Origin of the sequence: Vibrio celticus, from assembly GCF_024347335.1 — a bacterium.
GTDB classification, from domain to species: Bacteria; Pseudomonadota; Gammaproteobacteria; order Enterobacterales; family Vibrionaceae; genus Vibrio; species Vibrio celticus.
In genome coordinates this window covers 940,289-962,312 of sequence record NZ_AP025464.1, presented here as the reverse complement: position 1 = coordinate 962,312, position 22,024 = coordinate 940,289, and the positions used below count along the sequence as shown (strand labels likewise).

At 42.6% G+C, this 22,024-nt stretch carries 16 protein-coding genes and 3 pseudogenes; 8 read left to right on the top strand and 11 right to left on the bottom strand.

Going from position 1 to position 22,024, the window contains the following annotated elements:
- Positions 1 to 234: 234 nt before the first annotated feature.
- Positions 235 to 465, top strand: coding sequence for a hypothetical protein (locus OCV19_RS20250; protein WP_065676884.1), 231 nt, complete (start codon positions 235 to 237; stop codon positions 463 to 465).
- An 8-nt stretch (positions 466 to 473) separates the two neighbouring features.
- On the opposite strand, the pseudogene OCV19_RS20245 reads toward OCV19_RS20250, so the two are convergent.
- Positions 474 to 1,739, bottom strand: a pseudogene (locus OCV19_RS20245) (IS4 family transposase).
- A gap of 102 nt (positions 1,740 to 1,841) precedes the next feature.
- On the opposite strand from OCV19_RS20245, the pseudogene OCV19_RS20240 reads away from it, so the two are divergent.
- Positions 1,842 to 3,486, top strand: a pseudogene (locus OCV19_RS20240) (alkyl/aryl-sulfatase); the annotation flags it as partial.
- 574 nt (positions 3,487 to 4,060) lie between these two features.
- A complete protein-coding gene (locus OCV19_RS20235; protein ID WP_065677316.1) occupies positions 4,061 to 5,797 on the top strand; it encodes an amidohydrolase in 1,737 nt (578 codons plus the stop codon).
- Positions 5,798 to 6,376: 579 nt separating this feature from the next.
- Here the strand turns inward: OCV19_RS20235 and OCV19_RS20230 are convergent.
- The 4 genes from OCV19_RS20230 to OCV19_RS20215 all read right to left on the bottom strand — a co-directional run bounded on the left by OCV19_RS20230 (position 6,377) and on the right by OCV19_RS20215 (position 11,087).
- Positions 6,377 to 8,035, bottom strand: a complete 1,659-nt coding sequence (locus OCV19_RS20230) for an MFS transporter (protein ID WP_065677315.1) — start codon at positions 8,033 to 8,035, stop codon at positions 6,377 to 6,379.
- Positions 8,036 to 8,108: 73 nt separating this feature from the next.
- Entirely contained in the window at positions 8,109 to 9,734 is a 1,626-nt protein-coding gene (locus tag OCV19_RS20225) for an MFS transporter (RefSeq protein WP_065677314.1), read from the bottom strand.
- 169 nt (positions 9,735 to 9,903) lie between these two features.
- On the bottom strand, positions 9,904 to 10,386 hold the full coding sequence (locus OCV19_RS20220) for a hypothetical protein (protein ID WP_065677313.1): 483 nt from the start codon (positions 10,384 to 10,386) through the stop codon (positions 9,904 to 9,906).
- Complete coding sequence (locus OCV19_RS20215) at positions 10,365 to 11,087, bottom strand: winged helix-turn-helix domain-containing protein (RefSeq protein ID WP_065677312.1); 723 nt, start codon at positions 11,085 to 11,087, stop codon at positions 10,365 to 10,367. Before OCV19_RS20215 ends, OCV19_RS20220 begins: the two co-directional genes overlap by 22 nt.
- Before the next feature lie 422 nt (positions 11,088 to 11,509).
- Between OCV19_RS20215 and OCV19_RS20210 the strand changes: the two genes are divergently transcribed.
- Both OCV19_RS20210 and OCV19_RS20205 read left to right on the top strand, forming a co-directional pair.
- The gene (locus OCV19_RS20210) at positions 11,510 to 12,328 is read left to right on the top strand and encodes a hypothetical protein (RefSeq protein WP_065677311.1); all 819 of its coding nucleotides are present in this window, start codon (positions 11,510 to 11,512) and stop codon (positions 12,326 to 12,328) included.
- Positions 12,329 to 12,581: 253 nt separating this feature from the next.
- Entirely contained in the window at positions 12,582 to 12,968 is a 387-nt protein-coding gene (locus OCV19_RS20205; RefSeq protein ID WP_052878696.1) for a hypothetical protein, read from the top strand.
- Positions 12,969 to 13,115: 147 nt separating this feature from the next.
- Here the strand turns inward: OCV19_RS20205 and OCV19_RS20200 are convergent, their stop codons facing one another.
- Positions 13,116 to 14,048: a LysR family transcriptional regulator gene (locus OCV19_RS20200; RefSeq protein WP_065677310.1), complete on the bottom strand. Its 933-nt coding sequence runs from the start codon at positions 14,046 to 14,048 to the stop codon at positions 13,116 to 13,118.
- Between the two features lie 268 nt (positions 14,049 to 14,316).
- Here OCV19_RS20200 and OCV19_RS20195 point away from each other — a divergent pair, with 268 nt between their 5' ends.
- Together OCV19_RS20195 and OCV19_RS20190 are read left to right on the top strand one after the other, a co-directional pair.
- Complete coding sequence (locus OCV19_RS20195; RefSeq protein WP_065677309.1) at positions 14,317 to 15,084, top strand: glycine betaine ABC transporter substrate-binding protein; 768 nt, start codon at positions 14,317 to 14,319, stop codon at positions 15,082 to 15,084.
- Positions 15,085 to 15,240: 156 nt separating this feature from the next.
- Positions 15,241 to 16,266, top strand: coding sequence for a zinc-binding alcohol dehydrogenase family protein (locus OCV19_RS20190; protein WP_065677308.1), 1,026 nt, complete (start codon positions 15,241 to 15,243; stop codon positions 16,264 to 16,266).
- Between the two features lie 122 nt (positions 16,267 to 16,388).
- Here OCV19_RS20190 and OCV19_RS20185 read toward each other — a convergent pair whose 3' ends face one another.
- Both OCV19_RS20185 and OCV19_RS20180 read right to left on the bottom strand, forming a co-directional pair.
- Complete coding sequence (locus OCV19_RS20185; protein ID WP_065677307.1) at positions 16,389 to 17,000, bottom strand: CIA30 family protein; 612 nt, start codon at positions 16,998 to 17,000, stop codon at positions 16,389 to 16,391.
- A gap of 34 nt (positions 17,001 to 17,034) precedes the next feature.
- Positions 17,035 to 17,301, bottom strand: coding sequence for a DUF3081 domain-containing protein (locus tag OCV19_RS20180; RefSeq protein WP_065677306.1), 267 nt, complete (start codon positions 17,299 to 17,301; stop codon positions 17,035 to 17,037).
- A gap of 345 nt (positions 17,302 to 17,646) precedes the next feature.
- Here OCV19_RS20180 and OCV19_RS20175 point away from each other — a divergent pair, with 345 nt between their 5' ends.
- Positions 17,647 to 18,627: a bile acid:sodium symporter family protein gene (locus OCV19_RS20175; RefSeq protein ID WP_083994372.1), complete on the top strand. Its 981-nt coding sequence runs from the start codon at positions 17,647 to 17,649 to the stop codon at positions 18,625 to 18,627.
- A gap of 70 nt (positions 18,628 to 18,697) precedes the next feature.
- On the opposite strand, the gene OCV19_RS20170 is transcribed toward OCV19_RS20175, so the two are convergent.
- The 3 genes and pseudogenes from OCV19_RS20170 to OCV19_RS20160 form a co-directional block, all read right to left on the bottom strand.
- Positions 18,698 to 19,324: a LysE family translocator gene (locus tag OCV19_RS20170; protein WP_083994370.1), complete on the bottom strand. Its 627-nt coding sequence runs from the start codon at positions 19,322 to 19,324 to the stop codon at positions 18,698 to 18,700.
- A 320-nt stretch (positions 19,325 to 19,644) separates the two neighbouring features.
- Positions 19,645 to 20,910, bottom strand: a pseudogene (locus tag OCV19_RS20165) (IS4 family transposase).
- Between the two features lie 146 nt (positions 20,911 to 21,056).
- Positions 21,057 to 21,677, bottom strand: a complete 621-nt coding sequence (locus OCV19_RS20160; RefSeq protein ID WP_065677696.1) for a heme-binding beta-barrel domain-containing protein — start codon at positions 21,675 to 21,677, stop codon at positions 21,057 to 21,059.
- Positions 21,678 to 22,024 lie beyond the last annotated feature (347 nt).

Sequence of the window (22,024 nt, the reverse complement as noted above, 5' to 3'; positions counted from 1 at the left end):
CTCCAGGTAATCAATATTTACCTCCGAGATACACTTTAGTTAATTTTGATTATCTCAGAAAGTTGTTAAAGTTCCCTTATCGACAGGACGCTCACCTTGAAGAAGAAAAACTTCGCACGAGAGATTGGTAGGGCTCCTCATTTATTATTTATTTGTATTCCTGAGGAAACGTTATGAACAAAACAGTATTAGCTATCGCCATTGGAGTTGTTCCACATATTGCATTGGCTGACTATGATTCGATCAGTAACTATCAAGGAAAGCCAGCAACGCAGCCACACGATTGAAGTCAATAAAGCGTTTGCTGAGAACCTACCTTGGAAAGATACTACGGCATTTGATCGTCAAACTCGTGGTTTGATCGCTGAGCTCACTGGTGATGCTGCAATTGTTCGTGACGAATTTCCACATTACGCAGATATGTCTGTAGATGAGATTCCAAATACGGTTAACCCGTCTTCATAGACTGAACCTTAAGCATTAAGACCAGCATAAATCCCGTCTAACGTGATGTTTTTCTTTGACTTCCTCTGGGCGGACTTTTGTGCGTTCTTAAATATATAGCTAGAGGCCCATTCCAGTTTATTGCCTATTTCTGACCATGCCTTGTGGCTGATACATTCAAATATGGGCAACAGCCACACATCCACATTTTTTGCCGCCTTAAACAGCGAGACCGATGGCATTATCTGAAGCGCAGTACTGCGCCTGATGATCAGCGAGAGTAAACTGGCCCAGATAAGCCCATCAACGATGGCCTTTTGTGCGGTGACAAATCGTTGCCAGTTTGTGTGAGATTTTAATTCTTTAAAAAGCAACTCCACCTGCCATCGACAGCGGTAGATCGCCATTATGTCATCAGCAGTATAGGTACCTGAAGGCAAGTTAGTTAACCAAATACAGAATCGCTTTTCTTCGGCAAACCAACGTCTTACCACTCTAAATTCTTGCTTACCACTACGAACTTTAAGGTCGAGTACCTGTGAGCGATTAGTACCTCGAGTGATGTCTTTGAGCTTCTTTCCTTCTAGTTTAGATAAATGCCGGCCCTGACCGTTTCTCGCTTCTATAACATGAGGATTCAGGGACTTTGCTCCTCGAAAAATATAGAAACCACCATACAGTTCAAGCTCAGTAAAGAATTGGAAGTCAGGGTACCCTGCGTCAGCCAACAACAATTTGTTACTCATTGTTTTGGGGCGGGCAAAAGTCTCTTTCTGATGCTGTATCAGCGCTGATGCTCATTGCGACTGGAGAAAAGCTTTTTAAAGACATTGTCATATGGCATTCAACTGCGGCTGGATTGCGTTTAAATCGGCTCGGGTAAACGTTCGAAAGGTCACGATGAATGTGGAAAGAGCTACCATCTTGAAGCAGCACATCATCAAAGGTGGCGAGTTTATCTGGTAGGTTGGCACTCTGCTGGCGAGCAAACTGAGCTATCGCTCGCATGGCCAATTGGCGCATGAATATCGGAAATTCTTCTTTCTTAACTGGTTATGGTAGGGCTTATAAGCCACAGTATTTTTAGCGCTTAAGCACATCCCATTGAATTGCCTTAGTAAATCGGCAATAGATGAGCAGTTTCCTTTGCTCAAAGCGGCCACTAGGCTTACTACTAGCTGGTCGGGTAAGATAGCCCGACATCGCTTCATAAGTCCTGTATTTTTCGCCATTTTTTGAAGGCTATCAGCATTAAAGAATTGCTTAAACTGCTTTTGTAGGGAGATAATCGTCATCGGCTTCACGGTTGATATGGGTGGTTTGTTTGGCGACGATTATCTGATCATAAATGAAGCCTTTTTTCTATCTAAATAAATAGCTTAGAGCTTAAGATCCTGTCTATGAACCCGTCTTTGTTCCGCCAAGGTATGGTTAACTATGAAGCCAATGGCTTATACAAAGTTCGTGATGGTATCTGGCAAGTACGTGGTGCAGACATTACAAACATGACCATCTACCGCACTGATAATGGTTACCTAATTCATGATCCACTGTTAACAGAAGCGGCGGGTGCTGCTGCATGGGAATTTGCTAAGGCAAACCTTCCAAAAATAAACGGTGAGCACAAAATAACAGGTGTTATCTACTCTCACTCACACCAAGATCACTTTGGCGGATCTCGCGGCATTATTGATGAGTCGACGAGCGCAATATCAATACGGTTCGACACTACCAGCATCTGAGACGGGTATTGTTGATAACGCACTGGGTCTTTCTCACTCACACGGTGCGGTAACGTTAGTCCCTCATACTGTTGAGATCAATGAACGTGAAGAGTGGCACAATGTTGATGGCCTTGATATTTTGTTCATCAATATGCCTGATGCGGAAGCACCTTCTGAGCATATCCACTGGATCCCAGAGTACAAAGCGCTGCACACGGCAGAGCTAACGTACGACGGCCAACATAATATTTACACATTCCGTGGCGCTAAGATACGTGATGCTTTGGTATGGTCTAAGTACCTACATGAAATGAAAATGCGCTTTGCTGATGAAGCCGAAGTTCTACACCAAGCACACAGTGCGCCAGTATGGAATGACAACGGTACTGAGATTTCTGAGTACCTAACACTTCAACGTGATAACTACGGTTTCCTACATAACCAGACAATGCGTCTTGCAAACCAAGGTGTAACAGTTAACGATATGGGACGTGAAATCGAGAAGATCATTCCAGAAGTTCAGCAGCAAACTTGGTATTCACGTGGTTACCACGGCTCATATAGCCATAACGCTCGCGCAATCATGAACCTATATTTAGGTTACTTAGACTTAAACCCAACAACGATCAATCCGCTGCAAACGATCGACAAGTCTTGTGTTTATGTTGAAGCTGCAGGTGCTGAGACATTAACCCAAGCCGGTAAGGCGCACTTCGAAGCGGGCCGTTACCAAGAGGCATCACAACTGTTGAATGACGTTCTTCAATGTGACCATAGCAATGAACCTGTTCGTGAAATGCTAGCAGATACATGGGAGCAGCAAGGTTACCAGTCTGAGACAATGGCATGGCGTAACTCGTACCTACAAGGTGCGTATGAGCTTCGTACTGGCATTATTGGTGAGACAATCAAGATGGCATCGGTTGATATCATTGCTAATACACCAACGACAGGTTTCTTAGACTTCTTGTCTGTATCGATGAACGGTCCTAAAGCGATTGAACTTGGCCTTGATTTCAGCCTAACCATTGTTCACCCAGATGTGAAAGAGAACTTCTACGCGGAAGTAAGCAACGGTAACTTAACGGCTATTCAAACAGATTCAATAGAAAAAGCGGACACTAGTTTATAGCTACACAAAGCGGACATGACTCGAATTATATCTTGAGAGACAACGCAGCAGGCTCTATTTGAATCTGGCCAAGCAGGTATCAAAGGAGACGTAGAGTCGTTCCAGAAGATGGCAACATCAATCGACAAGTTCACACCAGACTTTGATATTGTGCCAATGCCAATGCCAATGCCAATGAACAAGTAGCTCTATAAGTAGATGTTTTATGGTGCTGTGATAGCTTGTAAAGATTAGTTTTAATTGAGTGAAATACTATTCAAAAGCGAACCTATATGGTTCGCTTTTTTACTAAATATCTCTATTCATGATATCGAGTAAAACCAATTAAAATGACAATAGATGAGAATTTGTTTTATAGCGTGGATTGTCAATAAACGGTGGCTAAAAAAGCCTTATAAAGGCTGCATTACTAATAAATAAGGAATGCAGTGATGAGTTTTTATCTTAAGTTGTTCGTTGTCGCAATAATTGGATCACTATTAAGTTTTTTTGTTTTCCTAGAGTTATCTGCCTTTGCTTTTGCACCGGAGATGGAGCATGAGTACCCCATCGGTAGTTTTGAAGTCCAAGCATTTTTTGATCAGCATTGGCATTCCTTATAGTTAAAAGTCCATATAAATCATCATCTTTATCTTTTTTTATATCGCTATTTTATTTCATCATTTTATTTCATTTTAAAATTCTCGAAACGAAATGCAGGTTAAGGCAAGTTGAAGAGGAACAAAAATTACAATGAACCCTACACATTTGGAGTTTAACTATGACAATTAAAACAGCTCTTAAGCCTGGTATTCAATACAACGCAGAAACCGTACTTTACACGGGCAACTTTATTACTATGAATGAAGAGCTTCCAAAGGCAGCGGCTACCGTTGTACAAGATGGAAAGATACTATTCACAGGTACCAAAGATCAGGCTGAAACATTTTTAACCGATAAGAACTTAGAATATCGTTTAGATTCGCAGTTCGAAGGTAAAACAATTGTTCCAGGCTTCATTGAAGCGCATATGCATCCACTGCTTGCTGCACTGTTTACTGGTATGTTCGAATATGGCGGACAATACGACCGTCTCGGTGTAGAAGGTAAGTTACTAAAGGGTTGTGCAACGGGTGAAACATTAAAAGCGCACCTAAAAGAGCTTAAACAAGAACACGACGAGGCAGGAAAAACGGGAGAGTGGATCAATCTGTGGGGTCTAGATCCATTATTGATGACAGATGGCACTGTTGTGAACCGTGATTTCTTAGATTCAGTGATTGATGACTCTCCAGTATTCTTCATGCACGCAAGCTGTCACCTTGCAGGGCTAAATACATTAGCACTTGAAAAGTCGGGTTTTAGCTTGGACGACAACCCTGAATTTGTATTGCGTGAAAATGGTCGCTTAACGGGTGATATTGCGGAAATGAAAGACATCTACCGCGCACTCAATGTTGGTGCATTTAACTATGGTTCAGACCCTGCGGTTATCGGAAAGACGTTAGTAGATTACGCGAATATTGCGCATTCACTGGGTGTAACGACCGTATCAGATTGCGGAATGGGTTTGCCTTCAAATCCATACCCACTGTATCAAGCATTGAGCAAAAACCCTGCGTTTAAATTGCGTATTACGGCTTACCCTTTGATTGGTCCGTTTAACTTGGAAGATGTACATACGATGAAGCAAGACGATACCGACAGACTTTGCATTGGTAGCGTCAAGTATGTGAACACAGACGGCTCTATTCAGGGCTTTACGGCTAATTTATTAGAAGGTCAAAGCTACTACAATGGTAAACCAAGTACTTCACTAACGCGTGATGTTGAAGAAATCTACGAATCGGTATTACCGTTTCATAAAGCAGGTTACAACATCTCTTTCCACTGTAATGGCAACGGAACAACAGAAACGTTACTTAATCTTATTGAGCGTATGCAGAAAGATACGCCAATGCCAGAGGCTCGTCACTGTCTAGAGCACAACCAAATGGTGACAGACGATCAAATGGATAGAATGGTTGAATTAGGTGTTTGTCACAACCTGTTTGGTACTCACATTCCAGTCTGGGGAGATGTACACGCTACACAAACTGTAGGGCCTGAGTTCGTTAAACGATTGAACCCATTCCAAACTTCTGCAAAGAAAGGTATTCCGTTCTCTATTCACTGTGACGATGGCGTAACTCAGGTTAATCCGTTGTTTATGATGTGGGGCGCTATGAACCGTAAGTGCATTTTCTCTGGCAATGTATACGGTGAAGAGGAGTGTTTAACTGCGGAACAAGCTCTTCATGCGGTTACACTAGGGGCTGCTTACCTTATGGGGCATGAAGACAGCAAGGGCTCTATATGTGCAGGAAAGCTAGCTGATTTTGCAGTTCTGGATGCCAATCCTCTAGAGGTGCCTAAGCTAGAAATTAAAGACATTCGTGTGCATGCAACAATGCTAGGTGGTGATGTCACCGTACACCAGAATGCAACAACGTCAGTGAAAGAACCAGAAATGGCTTAATCATAAAAATAGACTTTCACACCAACTCAAAGAGCACGTAAGTGCTCTTTTTTTGTATATGTAGAAAGTCATAATTCATCAGAACCCAATAGGGTAGTTGGCATATTCAAGAGCGCTGCGAGCGTTGTTTCTCTATGCCCGCGAGCTGACTAGATTCAATATATTCTGGAGTAAGTGTTCAGAGATCAAGTAACCCCATAATTGCTATCTATAACCTATAACTCACTAACGATGGTTACGGCTGAAGTGAATTATTTCTAAAACTTAAGTCGGTAGAGGTCACGCTAGATAGCGATTAAGTTAGGCTCTCGAAAAAGGCCTGGAAGTGTACGGAATTTGTTGACCACGAAAGTGAGACCGGAATATTTTCGAGTAGGCGTTGTCATGTATAGTGTTGGTGATAGTCGGGAGCGACAGTGACCGCGATAATGATATGCCATTATCGCGATTCAGTATGATAGGTTTGGTAGTGCTAGTTTGGTGGAAAAAATAGGAAAGAAGTGGCTAACTAAAAATATCAGGTTTTGTATTTGTTTTCCGGAATCACTGAATAGTGTGAAGAAGGCCAACGCATTATGGTTAACCTTCTACTAAGGGACTCTTAGAGCGCCTAGCTTCTCCAGACTCGGGAATAAGCCTTTGTTGAGGATTGTCTATTCGGGAGCTGACATACCCTCCCAGAAGTGCAATGAACACCAAAATTATCATCGCCAAGTTAAACCCAAAAGCCCGTGCTTTAGCATTTTCTTTGAGTAGATAGTTAGTTTGATGCTTATCGAGTTGATAGCGCTCAATAAGGTTTTTTACCCTGCTGTCGTCAATATAAGGAACATGAGACAATTGCTTTAAATCAGAGACAAAGGCGCTCGGATAATAAGTAATGATCTCATTGTTAGAACGAATAGTGTGGTCCATTGCCCCCTGATTTAAGCCACCAAACAAGCTGATACCCAACACCAAGCCGATGTTTCGAACCGTAGCTTGCAAGCCGCCTGACTGTTCTGCGTCTCTTTCTCCCAAAGCGCTCGTAATGATAACTGGGCATTGGGAAGCCAATATGCCCATTGCAGCGCCTAGTAACGCCATCCCAAAATAAAATGACATCAATATTTGCTGATTTTGGCTAGATAGGATGAGCGTTAAACCTGCGATAAACATCGTTGTGAAGGCGAACTGACAGAGCTTTTTGGGTGATTGTGTTTTAAAAATGATTGGGGTTGCCACTGAGAAAACAATCATGCAGGCCGAGAATAGAAGAATGATACTGCCAGAGTGAGCTGAAGAGAGTGATATTGCTACTTGCAAATAAGTGACAATGACAAAGCTGCTGCCCCCCAATACAATGTACATTAATGAAAGGATGATGAATCCTATTCTAGAAGCACTATTTTTAAACCAGCTTAATGGCAATAAAGCAAAGCCGTGTTGTTTTTCAAACCGAATTTGTTGCACTACAAACAGTGTAAATAGGAAACCACCAACGCCTAATAGAAATAATGCAGGGCTCATAGGAAGAACGAAACTCAACCAGTTTGGGAAATCTGCACCATTTAAAATAGTAAGAACACCCCAATAAGGCATTTTAATTAGCCCTAGAAAAATAGCGACAGTGCTCACTGCGCCAAGCAATGCACCGACAAAATCAAACTTGGTTGGTCTGTTAGTATGAATTGGACGTATGCCAAAAATTGCAGTCACTAAGCTAGACAGGTAACAAGTTGCGATAATAATAAAAGGCCAATACCAATCTGTATTATCGTGTAGCCAGCCACTTAGTAGCGGGATAATAGCTGCTGCGAGTCCCGTTGCTGCCGCCATTAGTCCGAAGCCTATAGCACGATTTTTGCCTGGGAAGTGCGCGACCACAAGCGCGAGAACGGCTGGAAGTATTAAAGCTGAAGCAATACCTGTAAGTGGACGGACGACAAGGGAAATGGTGGTTATGTCATCAATGGCGATAAATCCCATCGTGGATATAAAACCAAGGCTTGTGCCAAGAATGAGCAATCTTCGCCAACCGATAATTAAACCGAAAATACTGGCCGAGAGCATGAATGCTGCGCCAACAAGAGGCTGAACACTGCTTAGAAGTTGGATGTTGGAAATGTCGGTTTGGAAGACATTAACTAGAGCCGAAGTGGAAATAGAAAGGTTAGCCACATCGGCAGATAGCGTAAACTGAGCTAAGCAGAGCGCGATGAGTAACCAAGTTGTTTTACTGTCATTCGTCTTATCCATAAAAACTCACTAGGTGGTGGAAATTGGGTGTTGTGAAACGAATAAAGCCCCGGCAGTGCCGAGGCTTAAAACGTTACTCTTCGCTCTTCATCAATGAGCGTTGGGGAAGTTTAGAACACAGTGCCAATCCACCAAGCATCAATCCAATCAAAGTAAATAGCGCGTAACGAACTGACTGTAAGCGAGACTCCGCCATTACCTCAATCACAATTCGTTGCTCTTCTTTGTCAGCAATCAAATTTTCCATAAGGTCAATAGCCATGGCATTTGATACAAATGGTAATGAAGGTTGCTCAATAATGATTTGTTTCGTCTGTGCTGATAATGCTTCATGTTCAGCGACATTTGATTTAATTGCACCAGTCAAAGAGAACAGCATTACTGAACCTAGAATAGCCACTCCAAATGCTTGTCCAACATTACGAGACGTTGCTTGAATCCCCCCAGACTGCTGAGCTTCACGTTCACTTAGTGCTGAAGTCACAACGATAGATGCTTGAGAAGCCAACAGGCCAGCACCTGTACCAAAGATAGTTAAAGAAATGTATTGCCAGAAAGTAATGCCATCAGCGGTGAAGCCCAAGAACATTAGAGCTGTGCCCGTAGCTGCAATAACAAAGCCAAGCTGGCAGATACGTTGGCAGGTTAGGTGAGATAGCTTCGCAGGAGCGCCAAGCGAACCAATCATCATACCAAGTGCGAAGGCACATAGAGCTATACCAGAAGAAAATGCACTCATACCGGCAACGAGCTGCATGTAAGAAACATTGATAAATCCAGTTGCACCGAACAGTAGGAAAATCGTCGCACAAAGCACTAGGCCAACAACAACTTGTGGATTCTTAACATAAGAAGAAGGAAGTAGTGGGGTACCGCCTTGTTCTTCAAAACGACGTTCCCAAACCATAAGTATTTTAAGAAGTGCTGCACCTACTAGTACTGTTGGAATCGCTGGAGAGATACCCAGAATACTGAAGTCTGTTAGAGGTTTGATTAAACCCCATTCAGAAATTTTAAGTAAACCAGTCACAAAACAAAGAAGGCCAATACCCGCAAGTACGATACCCAAAGTATCTAGCTTACCTTTAAAAGGGCTTGACTCAAGGGTTGGCAATTTCATGCTACCGAACATTACGAATAGACAGTAGATACCTAGACCACAAAAAGCGACCTGGAAACTAGCGACATCCAAAATAAAACCAAATAGCAAAGGAGTAACAGCACTTGCTAGACCTACCAGGGCTGCAATCGCAGAGAATGCGATCGCTTGATCTTTGCCTTTATAGATACCTGCAACGTTTGCGAGTACCGCTGGGATAAGTAAACAAGCGCCTAAACCTGAACCCACACGAGCACCATAGTTTAAGACTTCCATGTTTGGAGCGAATGCTGCAGCAAATGAACCAACAGCAAGCATACCTGCCCCGATGACCATCTGGCGTTTCCAACCAATAATCAGACCGATGAGACCACCAGCGATCATGCCTGCGCCAGCAATAAGCGGGTACATTGCATTGGCCATTTGAATTTGTGGCATACTTGCACCGTGAAGTGCAATAAGTGCCTCAGTAGAGATAGCTAACCCAGAGTTGTCAGCCATCGTTGAGAACTGAGCTGCAAGAAGGACAATCAAAGGAAACCATTTGGCTAACCCTGATTTTTCTTCCGGAGTAGGGAGTGTAGATGCGGATACCGTCATTGTAGATACCTTTAAGTTGAAGAGCGAAAGCTCAAGTCGTTATAGTTATGAAATAATCTTCATCACCATTTAACCCTGTGAGTGCACTTACTCTCCAACCAAAAAAAGTATCTTTAGAAGAAAAAAAATTGTATTTGTAAATTGAGGTATAAAAAAAAGTAAATTACAATTAACTGTCTGATTTATCAGTCAAAATGTAAGAAACACCTAAGCCTGTACTTTGTTCTACGTCAATAAATATCCGGCCTTCGTCTAGGTGCCAAGCGTGCACTCGAATCAGATTTCCGCCTGTGGGTATATCAATATTAGTATTTTCAATAAAGGCATCTAATCCACGAACCTCTCTCTTCTCGATATCGAAGTCCGAACTCACATGTTCGAAGCGTCTTAGTATTAAAGTGACATCATAGGTGAAGTTAAATTCGTTGTACTGATTGTTTATTGAAAGTCGAACTTTATTATTCTCAACCAGCATCAGTGCGTTGCTATCGATTTTTGCATTATCAATATAGATAGAACCTTTGCCTTGCCATGCCCCTTCATTAACACGCAAGGGGTTATTCAAATATTGATAAACGTAGGTACCTAGTACGGCAGAAATCAATATGATAACAGTCAGAGAAAAAAAGATTAAAATTCGATTTTTTTGCATTCTAATACTCCTTTTACCTCGGTACAGGTTCTGTAGGAAGACTCGTGCTTAATGACATACATTGCAGGGTCGTAACCTTTAAGCGGTAGTGATTTGAGCTCTTGTTCTGTTGCATTGAACAGTATCCAGTGATTTCCATATTGGTGGCTGATACGTTCGTTTGATGCAGTAAAAACTCCAGAAGCCGCTTGGGCGAAAGTGGCTATTGCAACAGCTAGCAGGGCGGAGACTGAAGGAATGATATTTTGTGGAATACTGGCCTTTTGCTGTTCCGTATTCTCGTCATCAACCTTGGCCTTCTCTATAGCCTGTTGTTTGTCTGCTTGAGGTTCACTAGTGTTAGAGTCGTCAGGTGTCTGTTGAGCGATACTTTCCTCAAGCTGCGGGGCAACAGCGAGCACATAGCCTAGTTTTGGAATCGTTCTGATCATGGTTCTATCTACATCTTCGAGAGAAAACCTGAGCGCTTTGACTGTTTGATTGATGGTCGCGTTCGTAGCATATGAGTCTTTCCATAGTGTTTCTTCAATCAATGAGCGGGAGAGTACTTCAGGAAATGTTTTGATTAACTCATGGAACAGGTTAGCTTCTCTGGCTCGTAGGCGACTTCGTTCTCCTTGGTTGTCGATTACGGCAGATGTTGGTGAGTAATAGAGTTCACCGACTTTGTATATGGGTGGCTCCAAGTATAGTTTGACCATTGAGTGTTCTCATTTACATAACGTCTCTAAATATGCTAACTGGGATTCGTTGTTTCTCATTTTGATCCACAGCAATAAATGCATCGCATCAAAAATCGAATTTTTAAAAATGAGAAACTAAGCACAAGTGAAAGTGTCAATGTGTAAATAAATATGTTCGATATTACGTCTGTTAAATATACATATAGCTTTATGTATCAAAGCCTTCAATCTTAGTTATGGTCAGGATTGAAATTATCTATTCGGAAAAGTGATAAGATTGACGTTATTCCACACTTAGACACTAAAAATAATAAGGACATACTTTTTTTTATTTTTTGTTTTTTTATTTTGTTATCTCGCTGGGTTTAATTTCTCTAGAGTGTTTTGGAACTTGGCCTACTTAGGCTGAGAGCCCAATAACGTACTATAGGTTTTTGACCATGGCTAACTATAAAAAAATAACACTCAGTAGCGCCCTTATTCTTTTCTCCTCTTTTGCAGTGTCAGATGATCACATCACACCTGAAGATGCCCCTGACCCTGGTGATCACACAAAAGTTTCTTCCGTGGTCAACATTACATATGGCAAACAAAGCTTTAGAGAGCAAGACAATGACTTTGTACAAATTCAAGGCCAGATGTCCGGACAGAAGAGTAATGAAAATTTGTTCTTAGGACAGCTAACGATACAAGGTCAAGATAACGGAAAAGTGGGAAGTGAAGATTTTAACTTATCTCAAGTTAGAGCTCGCTATTTCGAAGTCAGTCGAACTGATTGGCAACATGCGCCAATGGTTGGTGTGTCACTAGATTATATAGAAACCAGTTTTACTGATGCTATATCAGACCGCTTGTTCGCAATCGGCGGATTGATTCGTGTAAATACCCCTTTTGATAATTGGTTATCTTTTCCGATTTTGGCGGGTGCAGTAGGGCAAAACAATAGCGACTTTAGCCGCTTAGGTCTTACCGATGACTATACCTATGGAGTTCAATTTAATTTCTTGAACTCGATTTATTTGCATGAAAACGGCACTCATGTACAAATAAACCCTCAATACAGCTCCCTTGACTTCGGTGGCAGTGTTGGAACAATAAACCAACTACAACTCGATCTCGCTTTCCAAGGGCCACTTGCTGACAACCGTAAGCACTGGGGTAAAGTTACCTACACTGAATTCTTCGATGATGCAGAGCAAAGCTTTGGTCACAACAGACAGGGAACTGAGCTGAAGTTTACCTACAGTTACTACTTCTAACTTGGTTGATCTCCTCCCTTCAGTATTTCAAATACACTAAGAAAATGCTCTTGCGACTTTAATCGCTAGAGCATTTAATTTTTCGTAAGTAAATTCTAGATAGGTATATTGCAACTCCGAGGTCATATCATCATCTTGCCTCACTCTCAGTGCAAATAATAAGCAAGAATTAACGTCCAACGTTGATTGAGATAGTATTTTGCTACAAAACGCGCATAATCTCGCTATACAACATTTAAAGAAGAATTTACCTATGACTACCTTTCAATACTACTTTCACCAACTGCCTTGCTTCGACTGTAAAAAAACGACAGTAAGTACTGATCTTGGTTGGTTAACGCCTGCGATGAAAGATGATGCTATCGCACAAGTGACAGCGACACTTGCACAAGGCGAGGTTACACCAGATCTTTCAGCAGACGTGGTTTGTACGAAAGATGAAGCTCGCGAGTACTTACTGCTTAACTTCTTCGGCTATTCAGAGGAAGAGCTGGCAAGCGGAATCGAAGCGGATGATGAAAAAGAAGTGGCAGACGAAATCGCAGAGCTAGTAGAAGAAGGTAAAGACACCATCACCTTCGAACATGAGATTGCTCTTCAGTGCTGTGCTGACTGTGATGTTGAAGACGAGTCAAACTAAGCACTCGTATTAAGAGTATTAAACTAAGTACTCTTATTAAGCTTCATCATGAAGCTATGATGTCTAATGATGAAAGGCGTTAGCGGATTGAAGTTCGCTAACGCCTTTTTTGTCTCTCTGTTTCTTATCTTTAAGCGGCATTCAATCTTAAGATGCTGTGCTTTGTATAATGCCTTGTTTGCTCAGCTGCGAAAGGATCTCAGCTGTTTTCTCTCTGAATAAATCTCTCAGTAGACGAACAGTCGGGGTGATGGATTGGCGACTTGGACACACTAACCACAGCTCGGTAGGGGTCGGCTTAAACTCAGACATAACTTTAACCACTTCACCTGAAAGCAGATGAGGTGACATGTCTAAACAAGATTTTATTGCCACTCCTTTACCCGCAATACACCAACGCCTTACAAGGTCTGCGTCGTTCGAAGCGCGATTTCCTTTTAGTTTCACTTTATGATCTTGAGTACCATCGTTAAACACCCACTCGTCTTGTAACATGTCATGGAGTTGGTAAAGCAACCCATTGTGCTGCGCTAAGTCACTCGGGTGTTTTGGTGTTCCCATTTCAGCCAAGTAGTCAGGAGCCGCACACAATATCCTCGGCACATCGCATATCTTGAAACCATACATGTTCGCATCGGTTGGGGAACCGTAACGCAGCGCCATATCGACGGAATCTCGGTAGAAGTCGATATTGCTATCGCTGATGCTAGTGCGAAGCGTCGCTTTTGGGTATTCAAGCAAGAACTCATCTAACCAAGGTATGATTAGGTTACGCCCTAGATCCGATGAAAGCGCAATACGAATTTCACCGTCGACAATCCCAAGCTCTTCTCGCATGTTGAGCTTTGCTTGCTCCAACATCTTCAAGGCTTGTTCGCATTCCGGTAAATAACGCTCGCCTGCTGAAGAGAGTCTCAGATGGCGCGTGGTTCTTACAAATAACTCAGCACCGAGTGCCGCTTCAACACGTTTTACCGCTGCACTTGCTGTGGCAGTACGCATATCGAGGTTGGTGGCTGCAGCGGTGATACTGCGAAACTCCGCCACTTTCAAAATGACCTGTAAGTCTTCAAGAAGCATGTTATCTACCTGTATTGAATTATGTTCTAAACATGGCGTTGGGATATTTCCCCATCACAATCTGCAGATGGGTTATCTCTACCTATCGCTTCTAAGTTAGCTTCAAACACTTAATTGTCAAAAATAATTTGATAATAATTCAAATGTGAGGCTGTTTTTCATTAGTAATTTTCTCACTATCATTTTCCCATATCGACAACGTAGCGCAGTACGCACGGTATGGACGAAGCCTACGATCTAGGGGGGTAAGATGACTAAGAAAATCACAATGGGTGTAACGGATTTGTCGTTCCACCGTACGACCGCATCATTGGTTGCCAATGTATTGAAAGCCATGGGTTTTGAGGTAGAGCGTATTTTCTCTCCACATCAGGAGAACTTTGAAAAGCTGAAAACAGGCCAAGTGGATATGCTTTCTTCTGCGTGGTTGCCATCAAGTCACGGTATCTACAAAGCAGGCGTTGAAGAAGTTGAGTCACTTATCGAGCTTGGGCTTCATTATGAACCTTATGCCTTGTGGGGCGTACCAGACTATGTGCCTGAAGCGGCGGTTTCTGAAGTCTCTGATTTATTAAAAGCTGAAGTGATCGAGAAAATGAACTCGACTATCCAAGGTATCAACCCCGGAGCTGGTATCACACGTTTCTCTATCCAGATGATGAAAGACTATGGCCTGAGCGATGCCGGCTACGAGTTCTTTCCTGGCAGTGAAGACGATTGTTTCAGTGCCTTTGAAAGTGCGGTCGCAAACAAAGAGTGGGTGGTGGTGCCACTGTGGAAACCTCAATTTTTGCACTATCGTTACGATATTCGTGAACTCAAAGAGCCAAAAGGCCTACTCGGAATTGTGGACAGAGCGGTACTTCTTTTAAGAGATGACAAGAAGCACTTGTTCAATGAAGAACAGATTCAGAAGCTGGATTCACTGCGTTTCTCGAACGATATTATTGCCGAACTGGATTACAAAGTTTGTCGTGAAGGTAAACCACAAGATCAAGTAACACATGATTGGTTGATTGAGAAAGGCCTGATTTAACTTCTAAGGCGTTGGTAATGCAGTTAGATGTCTGCATTACCCAGATAGCGGCAATACTATTATCAAAAATTATTTGAGAATCATTCAAATATTAGGCGGTTTATCTCGGGTGGGAATTAACTAAGATTAACTCGTCTAATTCAAGGAGAAAGCACAATGTCAGTACCATCAAAAATGAAAGCTATTGGATTTACTCAATCACTTGCGATTACAGAGCAAGACAGTTTATTTGAGTTTGAAACGAGTCTGCCAGAACTAAAAAATAATGACTTGCTGGTAAAAGTGAGTGCGACTTCTATCAACCCTGCTGACGCAAAAATTCGCATTCGTAATGCTAAAGATAAAACTCTTGAGCAGCCAAAAGTACTGGGCTATGACGCAGTCGGTGAAGTTGTTGGTAAAGGCGCAGACGTTGAAGGCTTCGAAGTCGGTGACCGTGTGTACTATGCGGGTGACGTAACACGCATGGGGGCTAATGCAGAATACCAAGCTGTGGACTACCGTATTACCGCTAAAGCGCCTAAGAGCCTTTCTGATGAGGCTGCAGCCGTTATGCCACTAGCAACACTTACCGCTTGGGAAGCGTTGTTTGACCGCCTGCGAGTTCGTCCTGAAGAGAAAAAGTCTATCCTGATCATTGGTGGAGCGGGCGGCGTTGGTTCAATTACGATTCAACTGGCTAAGCAACTCACCAACCTAAATGTTATCGCTACAGCTTCAAGACCTGAAACGGAGCAGTGGGTAAGAGATATGGGGGCGGACTATGTGGTGAACCACCGTAACCTTGTCGAGTCTGTGCGAGAGCAAGGCATTCAACATGTCGATTACATCTTCAGTGTTGCTGATACAAAAGGGCACTGGGATGCGATGGTTGAGTTGATCGCACCGCAAGGCATGATCAGTTCGATTGTTGAATTTGATGGTGGCATTGACTTATCAGCGCTGCAAGGCAAATCAGCAGGCTTTGTTTGGGAGCTGATGTTCACACGTTCACTGTTCAATACAGAGGATATCCAGAAGCAGCAAGACATCCTATTCCAAGCCGCGAATCTGATTGATGCGGGCCGTATTAAAACGACGCTAACCACGACCCTAAATGGCTTTAGTGTGGATACAATCAAAGATGCACACCAACGTATTGAAAGCAGTGCCTCGATTGGTAAAACAGCCATCAAATACTAATTGCTGATGCTTTAATCCGTCGTTGTTTTGAGTCGTTGACGGTTTAAATAGATGAAGCCCCTGATATCTTAATGCTAGTCAAAAGTTATCAAGGGCTTATGTTTGTTTTCAGTTTAGTCAGTTTAGTTAGCTTCTGGTGATGTGATAGGTTTCGATGTTCTGAAGTGAAGCTGGATTAGGTCTAGCTCAAAAGGCGAGGGCTGTTTGTCTGCAATCAAAAAGCCGACTTGTTTGATGTCTTGTGCCTTAAGTTCCGGAGCATCGCTCAGTAGCCGACCTCTGAACACCGCTTGAAAATCATTGAAGTGGAACACCTTGATAAACTGCTCTCCCTTAATGGTATCAAAATCGTGTTTGTATTGAACTCGATTGCCGTCCTTCGATGTTGTGAACCTCAGTTGGTAGGTGCGACCATCACCGACAAAAACTAGCTCTGCGCTATCTATTTCATGGGCAGGTGGTTCAATGGAGCGCTTTACAGAACTGAAACCACCATTGTTTTCTAACGATAGCTCGCCCCTAAACTGACTCATATTATCAAGATAAATGAGCTCGCCTGTTGAGATGCCGCCCATTACATCGTCGTTGGTCACTGTCCAATTCTTATGTTCGTTCGGTTGTGTAAAGTCAATCATACCTATGCCTGCTACAGATACTTGAGACCATAAAAAAGAGAGGCTGATTACTAGCCACAAAGGGTGTCTTCGCTTAAGCAATGAAGTCGTTTCGTTCATGATTGTCTCCGTTAGCCGTTAGTCTGTTCGCGTTTTATGGAAAAGGTTCAGTGGCAAGCATACCCAGACAATGCTCAATAAATTCAGAATAATTTGAAGCATTGTCGTACTCAATTTTTAGCGAACCGTGAAACATCAGCGTCACCGTGACGTCTTTATAGCTTAGCCAACAGGTGTAACCGTCGTAATCATGCCACGCCGTCATTTCGCCAACTTGATATTTGTTGTTCTGTTGCTCACCGGAAGAGCGAATAAACTCAAACACTCTGAGAAATTCTAAAATGGTGATTCTGTTGTCCATGTACAACTCCCGCTGCGTCATCTTTGAGAATAGGCTGCTCTTTAGTGTTTAGATTGCCTACGTCTTTCTTTCATATCCTTACGGCTTACCTCTGTGCCCCGATCACTGAAAGGGTCTTACCTTCTCGATAAACCGCTGTTTTCTAATATTTCATCATCATTCCATACATCTGTTCAATCCAGAGCAAAGCGTGCGTAACAAACTCGAATAACAACGTTAACCCTCAAGATAAAGACGAGCTTAATTTGCGTTTATGGTGGTTAATTAAAATTAGAGTCGATAGGATAAATAGCATCGGAGCCGGGTTATTGGCTGAAATAGAATCTATAGAAAGTGCGTGTCAACATGATAGAAAAATTGAAAAAGGAATGGTTTCTTGTAGGGATGGTGGTGGCTATGGTCGTTGCTGTTTTTACGCCGGATTGGGGCAAATCGGGTGGGGTACTTCATCTCGATACGGTGACCGTTCTCGGCATCGCTTTGGTGTTTTTCTTACACGGTTTGGGTTTGTCTCCCAAAGCCATTCTTGAGGGGCTTTCGAATTGGAAGCTGCATGTTTTTGTACAAAGCGCGACATTCTTAGTTTACCCACTGCTTTGGGTGATATTCGGGCAAGGCTTTGTCGCTTATATGCCAGCAGCTCTGGCCTTTGGTTTCTGTTACCTCTTCGTATTACCGAGTACGATTTCGTCTTCGGTTGCGATGACGGTGATTGGAAAAGGAAACCTACCGGGTGCGATATTCAATGCATCACTTTCTAGTATTTTAGGCGTGTTCATTACGCCTCTACTGATCCAGCTCTTTATGGGGTTGGAAGGTGCAGAGCTAAACCTGACGGAATCGGTGATCTCTATATCTAAAATGCTGCTATTGCCAATGATTGTCGGCCAGTTGATGCGCCCGTTACTTTTTGAATGGACTCAGAAACACAAGTCAGTGGTCAATAAGTTAGATAAATACGTGATACTTCTGATCGTCTACAGTGCTTTCTGTGACTCTATTGAACACGGTATTTGGAGCGACTTTTCACCAATGCTGTTGTTGCTGTCAGCGGTGATTTGTTTAGTGGTATTGATGGTGATGGTACACGGCATTCAGTGGAGTGCCCGTAAGGTCGGATTCAATCATCAAGATGAAGTCGCGGCGGTATTCTGTGGTACCAAGAAGACCTTAGCGGCAGGTATTCCTATGGCTAAGGTGATCTTTGCTCACAACCCTAATCTAGGGATGATATTACTGCCAATCATGCTTTATCACCCAATTCAGATCTTTTACTGTGCGGTGCTAGCCAATCGTTATGCCAAGGTTGAACTGCAATCGAGTTAACGTAGTCGAACTAATATAAAAGAAGCGAGTCAGTTATTCATTTCTGGCTCGCTTTTTTTGGGTATGAGTTCTACGTTGTTGGTCTCAATAATAGTGCGCCAAATACCAAGAGGGCACTACCACAGCAACGCTGAACCCAACGGCCTATAGCGCCTTGACCCAAATTTTTGACCTTAGAAATCATAAAACAAACCGCGCCAAACCAAGTAATCATTAGCGCCGCGTGAATTGAAATTAACGCGAACGCATCTGCATATACAAATGAATCAAAGTTGATGAACTGCGGAAACACAGAAATGTAAAACAGAGTTCCTTTAGGGTTTAGCATCTGTGTTAAGAAACCCTCGCTGAAACTCTTGAATGAACTCTGATCACCTTGATAAACCGCTGTTGTCGATGTGTTGAGATCCTTAACGATAAAAGTTTGATAGATCATTTTTGCGCCAAGGTAGGCTAAATAAATCGAACCGACCGCTTTTACAACAAAGAACAACTCTGCTGATTTAATAATCACTTGAGACAATCCTAAAATTGCCAGTGTTCCATGAATGAAAGCCGCTAGAACAAACCCACTCACGTTTAAAAGCCCCGCATTTCGTCCCTTGGTTGACACTGTTTTTAGCAACAGAACTAGGTTAGCGCCTGGCGAGATAACCAAAACGAGTGCAATCATAAAAAATGTAAACAGTTCAGCCACATTGAACCCCCTTCTAAATCTCTACTTGCCATTGTTAAACGATGCATCTTGAATGTAGTTGTATAATTTAAAAAAGAATAGCGAACAACTGAACAGAGCATCAAAGGTTGGGATCTTATCAATGTGAAGCCATAGATTTACGATGGCGCAGTAAAAATGCTGTCAATTCCTCGAAGACCAATTTAATAGTAAGCCAATTTTTAAAAGGCAGGTAAACATCAGCTTTTTTGAATCAAGTTTCATATCGTTATAAAGAAAACCGCCTTTCACTTAATGGTGAAAGGCGGTTTACGAGTTATGCGAATTTCATAGACTGAACCTTAAGCATTAAGACCAGCATAAATCCCGTCTAACGTGATGTTTTTCTTTGACTTCCTCTGGGCGGACTTTTGTGCGTTCTTAAATATATAGCTAGAGGCCCATTCCAGTTTATTGCCTATTTCTGACCATGCCTTGTGGCTGATACATTCAAATATGGGCAACAGCCACACATCCACATTTTTTGCCGCCTTAAACAGCGAGACCGATGGCATTATCTGAAGCGCAGTACTGCGCCTGATGATCAGCGAGAGTAAACTGGCCCAGATAAGCCCATCAACGATGGCCTTTTGTGCGGTGACAAATCGTTGCCAGTTTGTGTGAGATTTTAATTCTTTAAAAAGCAACTCCACCTGCCATCGACAGCGGTAGATCGCCATTATGTCATCAGCAGTATAGGTACCTGAAGGCAAGTTAGTTAACCAAATACAGAATCGCTTTTCTTCGGCAAACCAACGTCTTACCACTCTAAATTCTTGCTTACCACTACGAACTTTAAGGTCGAGTACCTGTGAGCGATTAGTACCTCGAGTGATGTCTTTGAGCTTCTTTCCTTCTAGTTTAGATAAATGCCGGCCCTGACCGTTTCTCGCTTCTATAACATGAGGATTCAGGGACTTTGCTCCTCGAAAAATATAGAAACCACCATACAGTTCAAGCTCAGTAAAGAATTGGAAGTCAGGGTACCCTGCGTCAGCCAACAACAATTTGTTACTCATTGTTTTGGGGCGGGCAAAAGTCTCTTTCTGATGCTGTATCAGCGCTGATGCTCATTGCGACTGGAGAAAAGCTTTTTAAAGACATTGTCATATGGCATTCAACTGCGGCTGGATTGCGTTTAAATCGGCTCGGGTAAACGTTCGAAAGGTCACGATGAATGTGGAAAGAGCTACCATCTTGAAGCAGCACATCATCAAAGGTGGCGAGTTTATCTGGTAGGTTGGCACTCTGCTGGCGAGCAAACTGAGCTATCGCTCGCATGGCCAATTGGCGCATGAATATCGGAAATTCTTCTTTCTTAACTGGTTATGGTAGGGCTTATAAGCCACAGTATCTTTAGCGCTTAAGCACATCCCATTGAATTGCCTTAGTAAATCGGCAATAGATGAGCAGTTTCCTTTGCTCAAAGCGGCCACTAGGCTTACTACTAGCTGGTCGGGTAAGATAGCCCGACATCGCTTCATAAGTCCTGTACTTTTCGCCATTTTTTGAAGGCTATCAGCATTAAAGAATTGCTTAAACTGCTTTTGTAGGGAGATAATCGTCATCGGCTTCACGGTTGATATGGGTGGTTTGTTTGGCGACGATTATCTGATCATAAATGAAGCCTTTTTTCTATCTAAATAAATAGCTTAGAGCTTAAGATCCTGTCTATGATGCGAATTTAGGTTTTTATCAATTCTCTACGATTAGCTTATTCCACTTTAACCAATGTACTTGAGTCGGTGTGAGCAAATGCACTGTCGTAGATCTCTAAGCCTGTTGTTTGAGAGTACGTCAGTGTATCGTCTGAAATGCTAATGTTCATCGTGAAGCCTGTGGTGGTTGCGTTGTCCGTCATGTATTCGGACTCAGCGATGCCACGTTTAGACGCAACTAACGTCATTGTATCGCCAGCAGGGCCTTCTGCGGTGACACATGTGGTGCGAGGCACACAGTAAGAGTTGTATACGATCTGATTCTTTTGGTCGTAGATGAAGTAACCACGTTGATCGTGGAATTTAGAATCGTCAGTCTTTCTGAATACTTCCTGCTTGTAGTACAGAGCAACAAGATATTGGTCGCTTGCGTTGGTGGCATCTGCAGCTACCTCAAACGTCATCACTTCATAAAATGGTGTGACTGCTGGGCCACCCGCACCCACATCAGTCCCTTCTTGACCCGGTGAAATATCAACGCCGCCAGTTTCGACTGATTTCCATGTGCCGACTAGCTTTGCTAGTGGACCGAAATCCATACCATTGATTGTATTGTGGTCGGCTACTGCTGGAACCGAGATTGCTGCTGCAATACCAAGTACTAATAATTTTTTCACTGTAACTTCCTTTTTTTGTAATTATCTGACCTCAACAAAAATAAGGCTATTGTGAAACCAGTTTATTAACCCAGATCAGTGTTGTTGGCCAATATGAAATCGAATTGTAACTTGATGTATCAGTCAATAAGGGGATATTAATGTGTGTATATTTTGAGCAAAAAGGAGTAATGACTCGTCTAATCTTTGTCATACATCATGGGTTTGCTGACTCTTATGACTGAGTTCAGTCACATTGGAATAGGTCGTCTAAACTTAAAGCTTGTATCGCAGCAAATACGACAATTTGGGCTCTAAAGACCTTCTCGAAATAAATGCAAATTAGTGCTTTACCTCAACTTAACTTG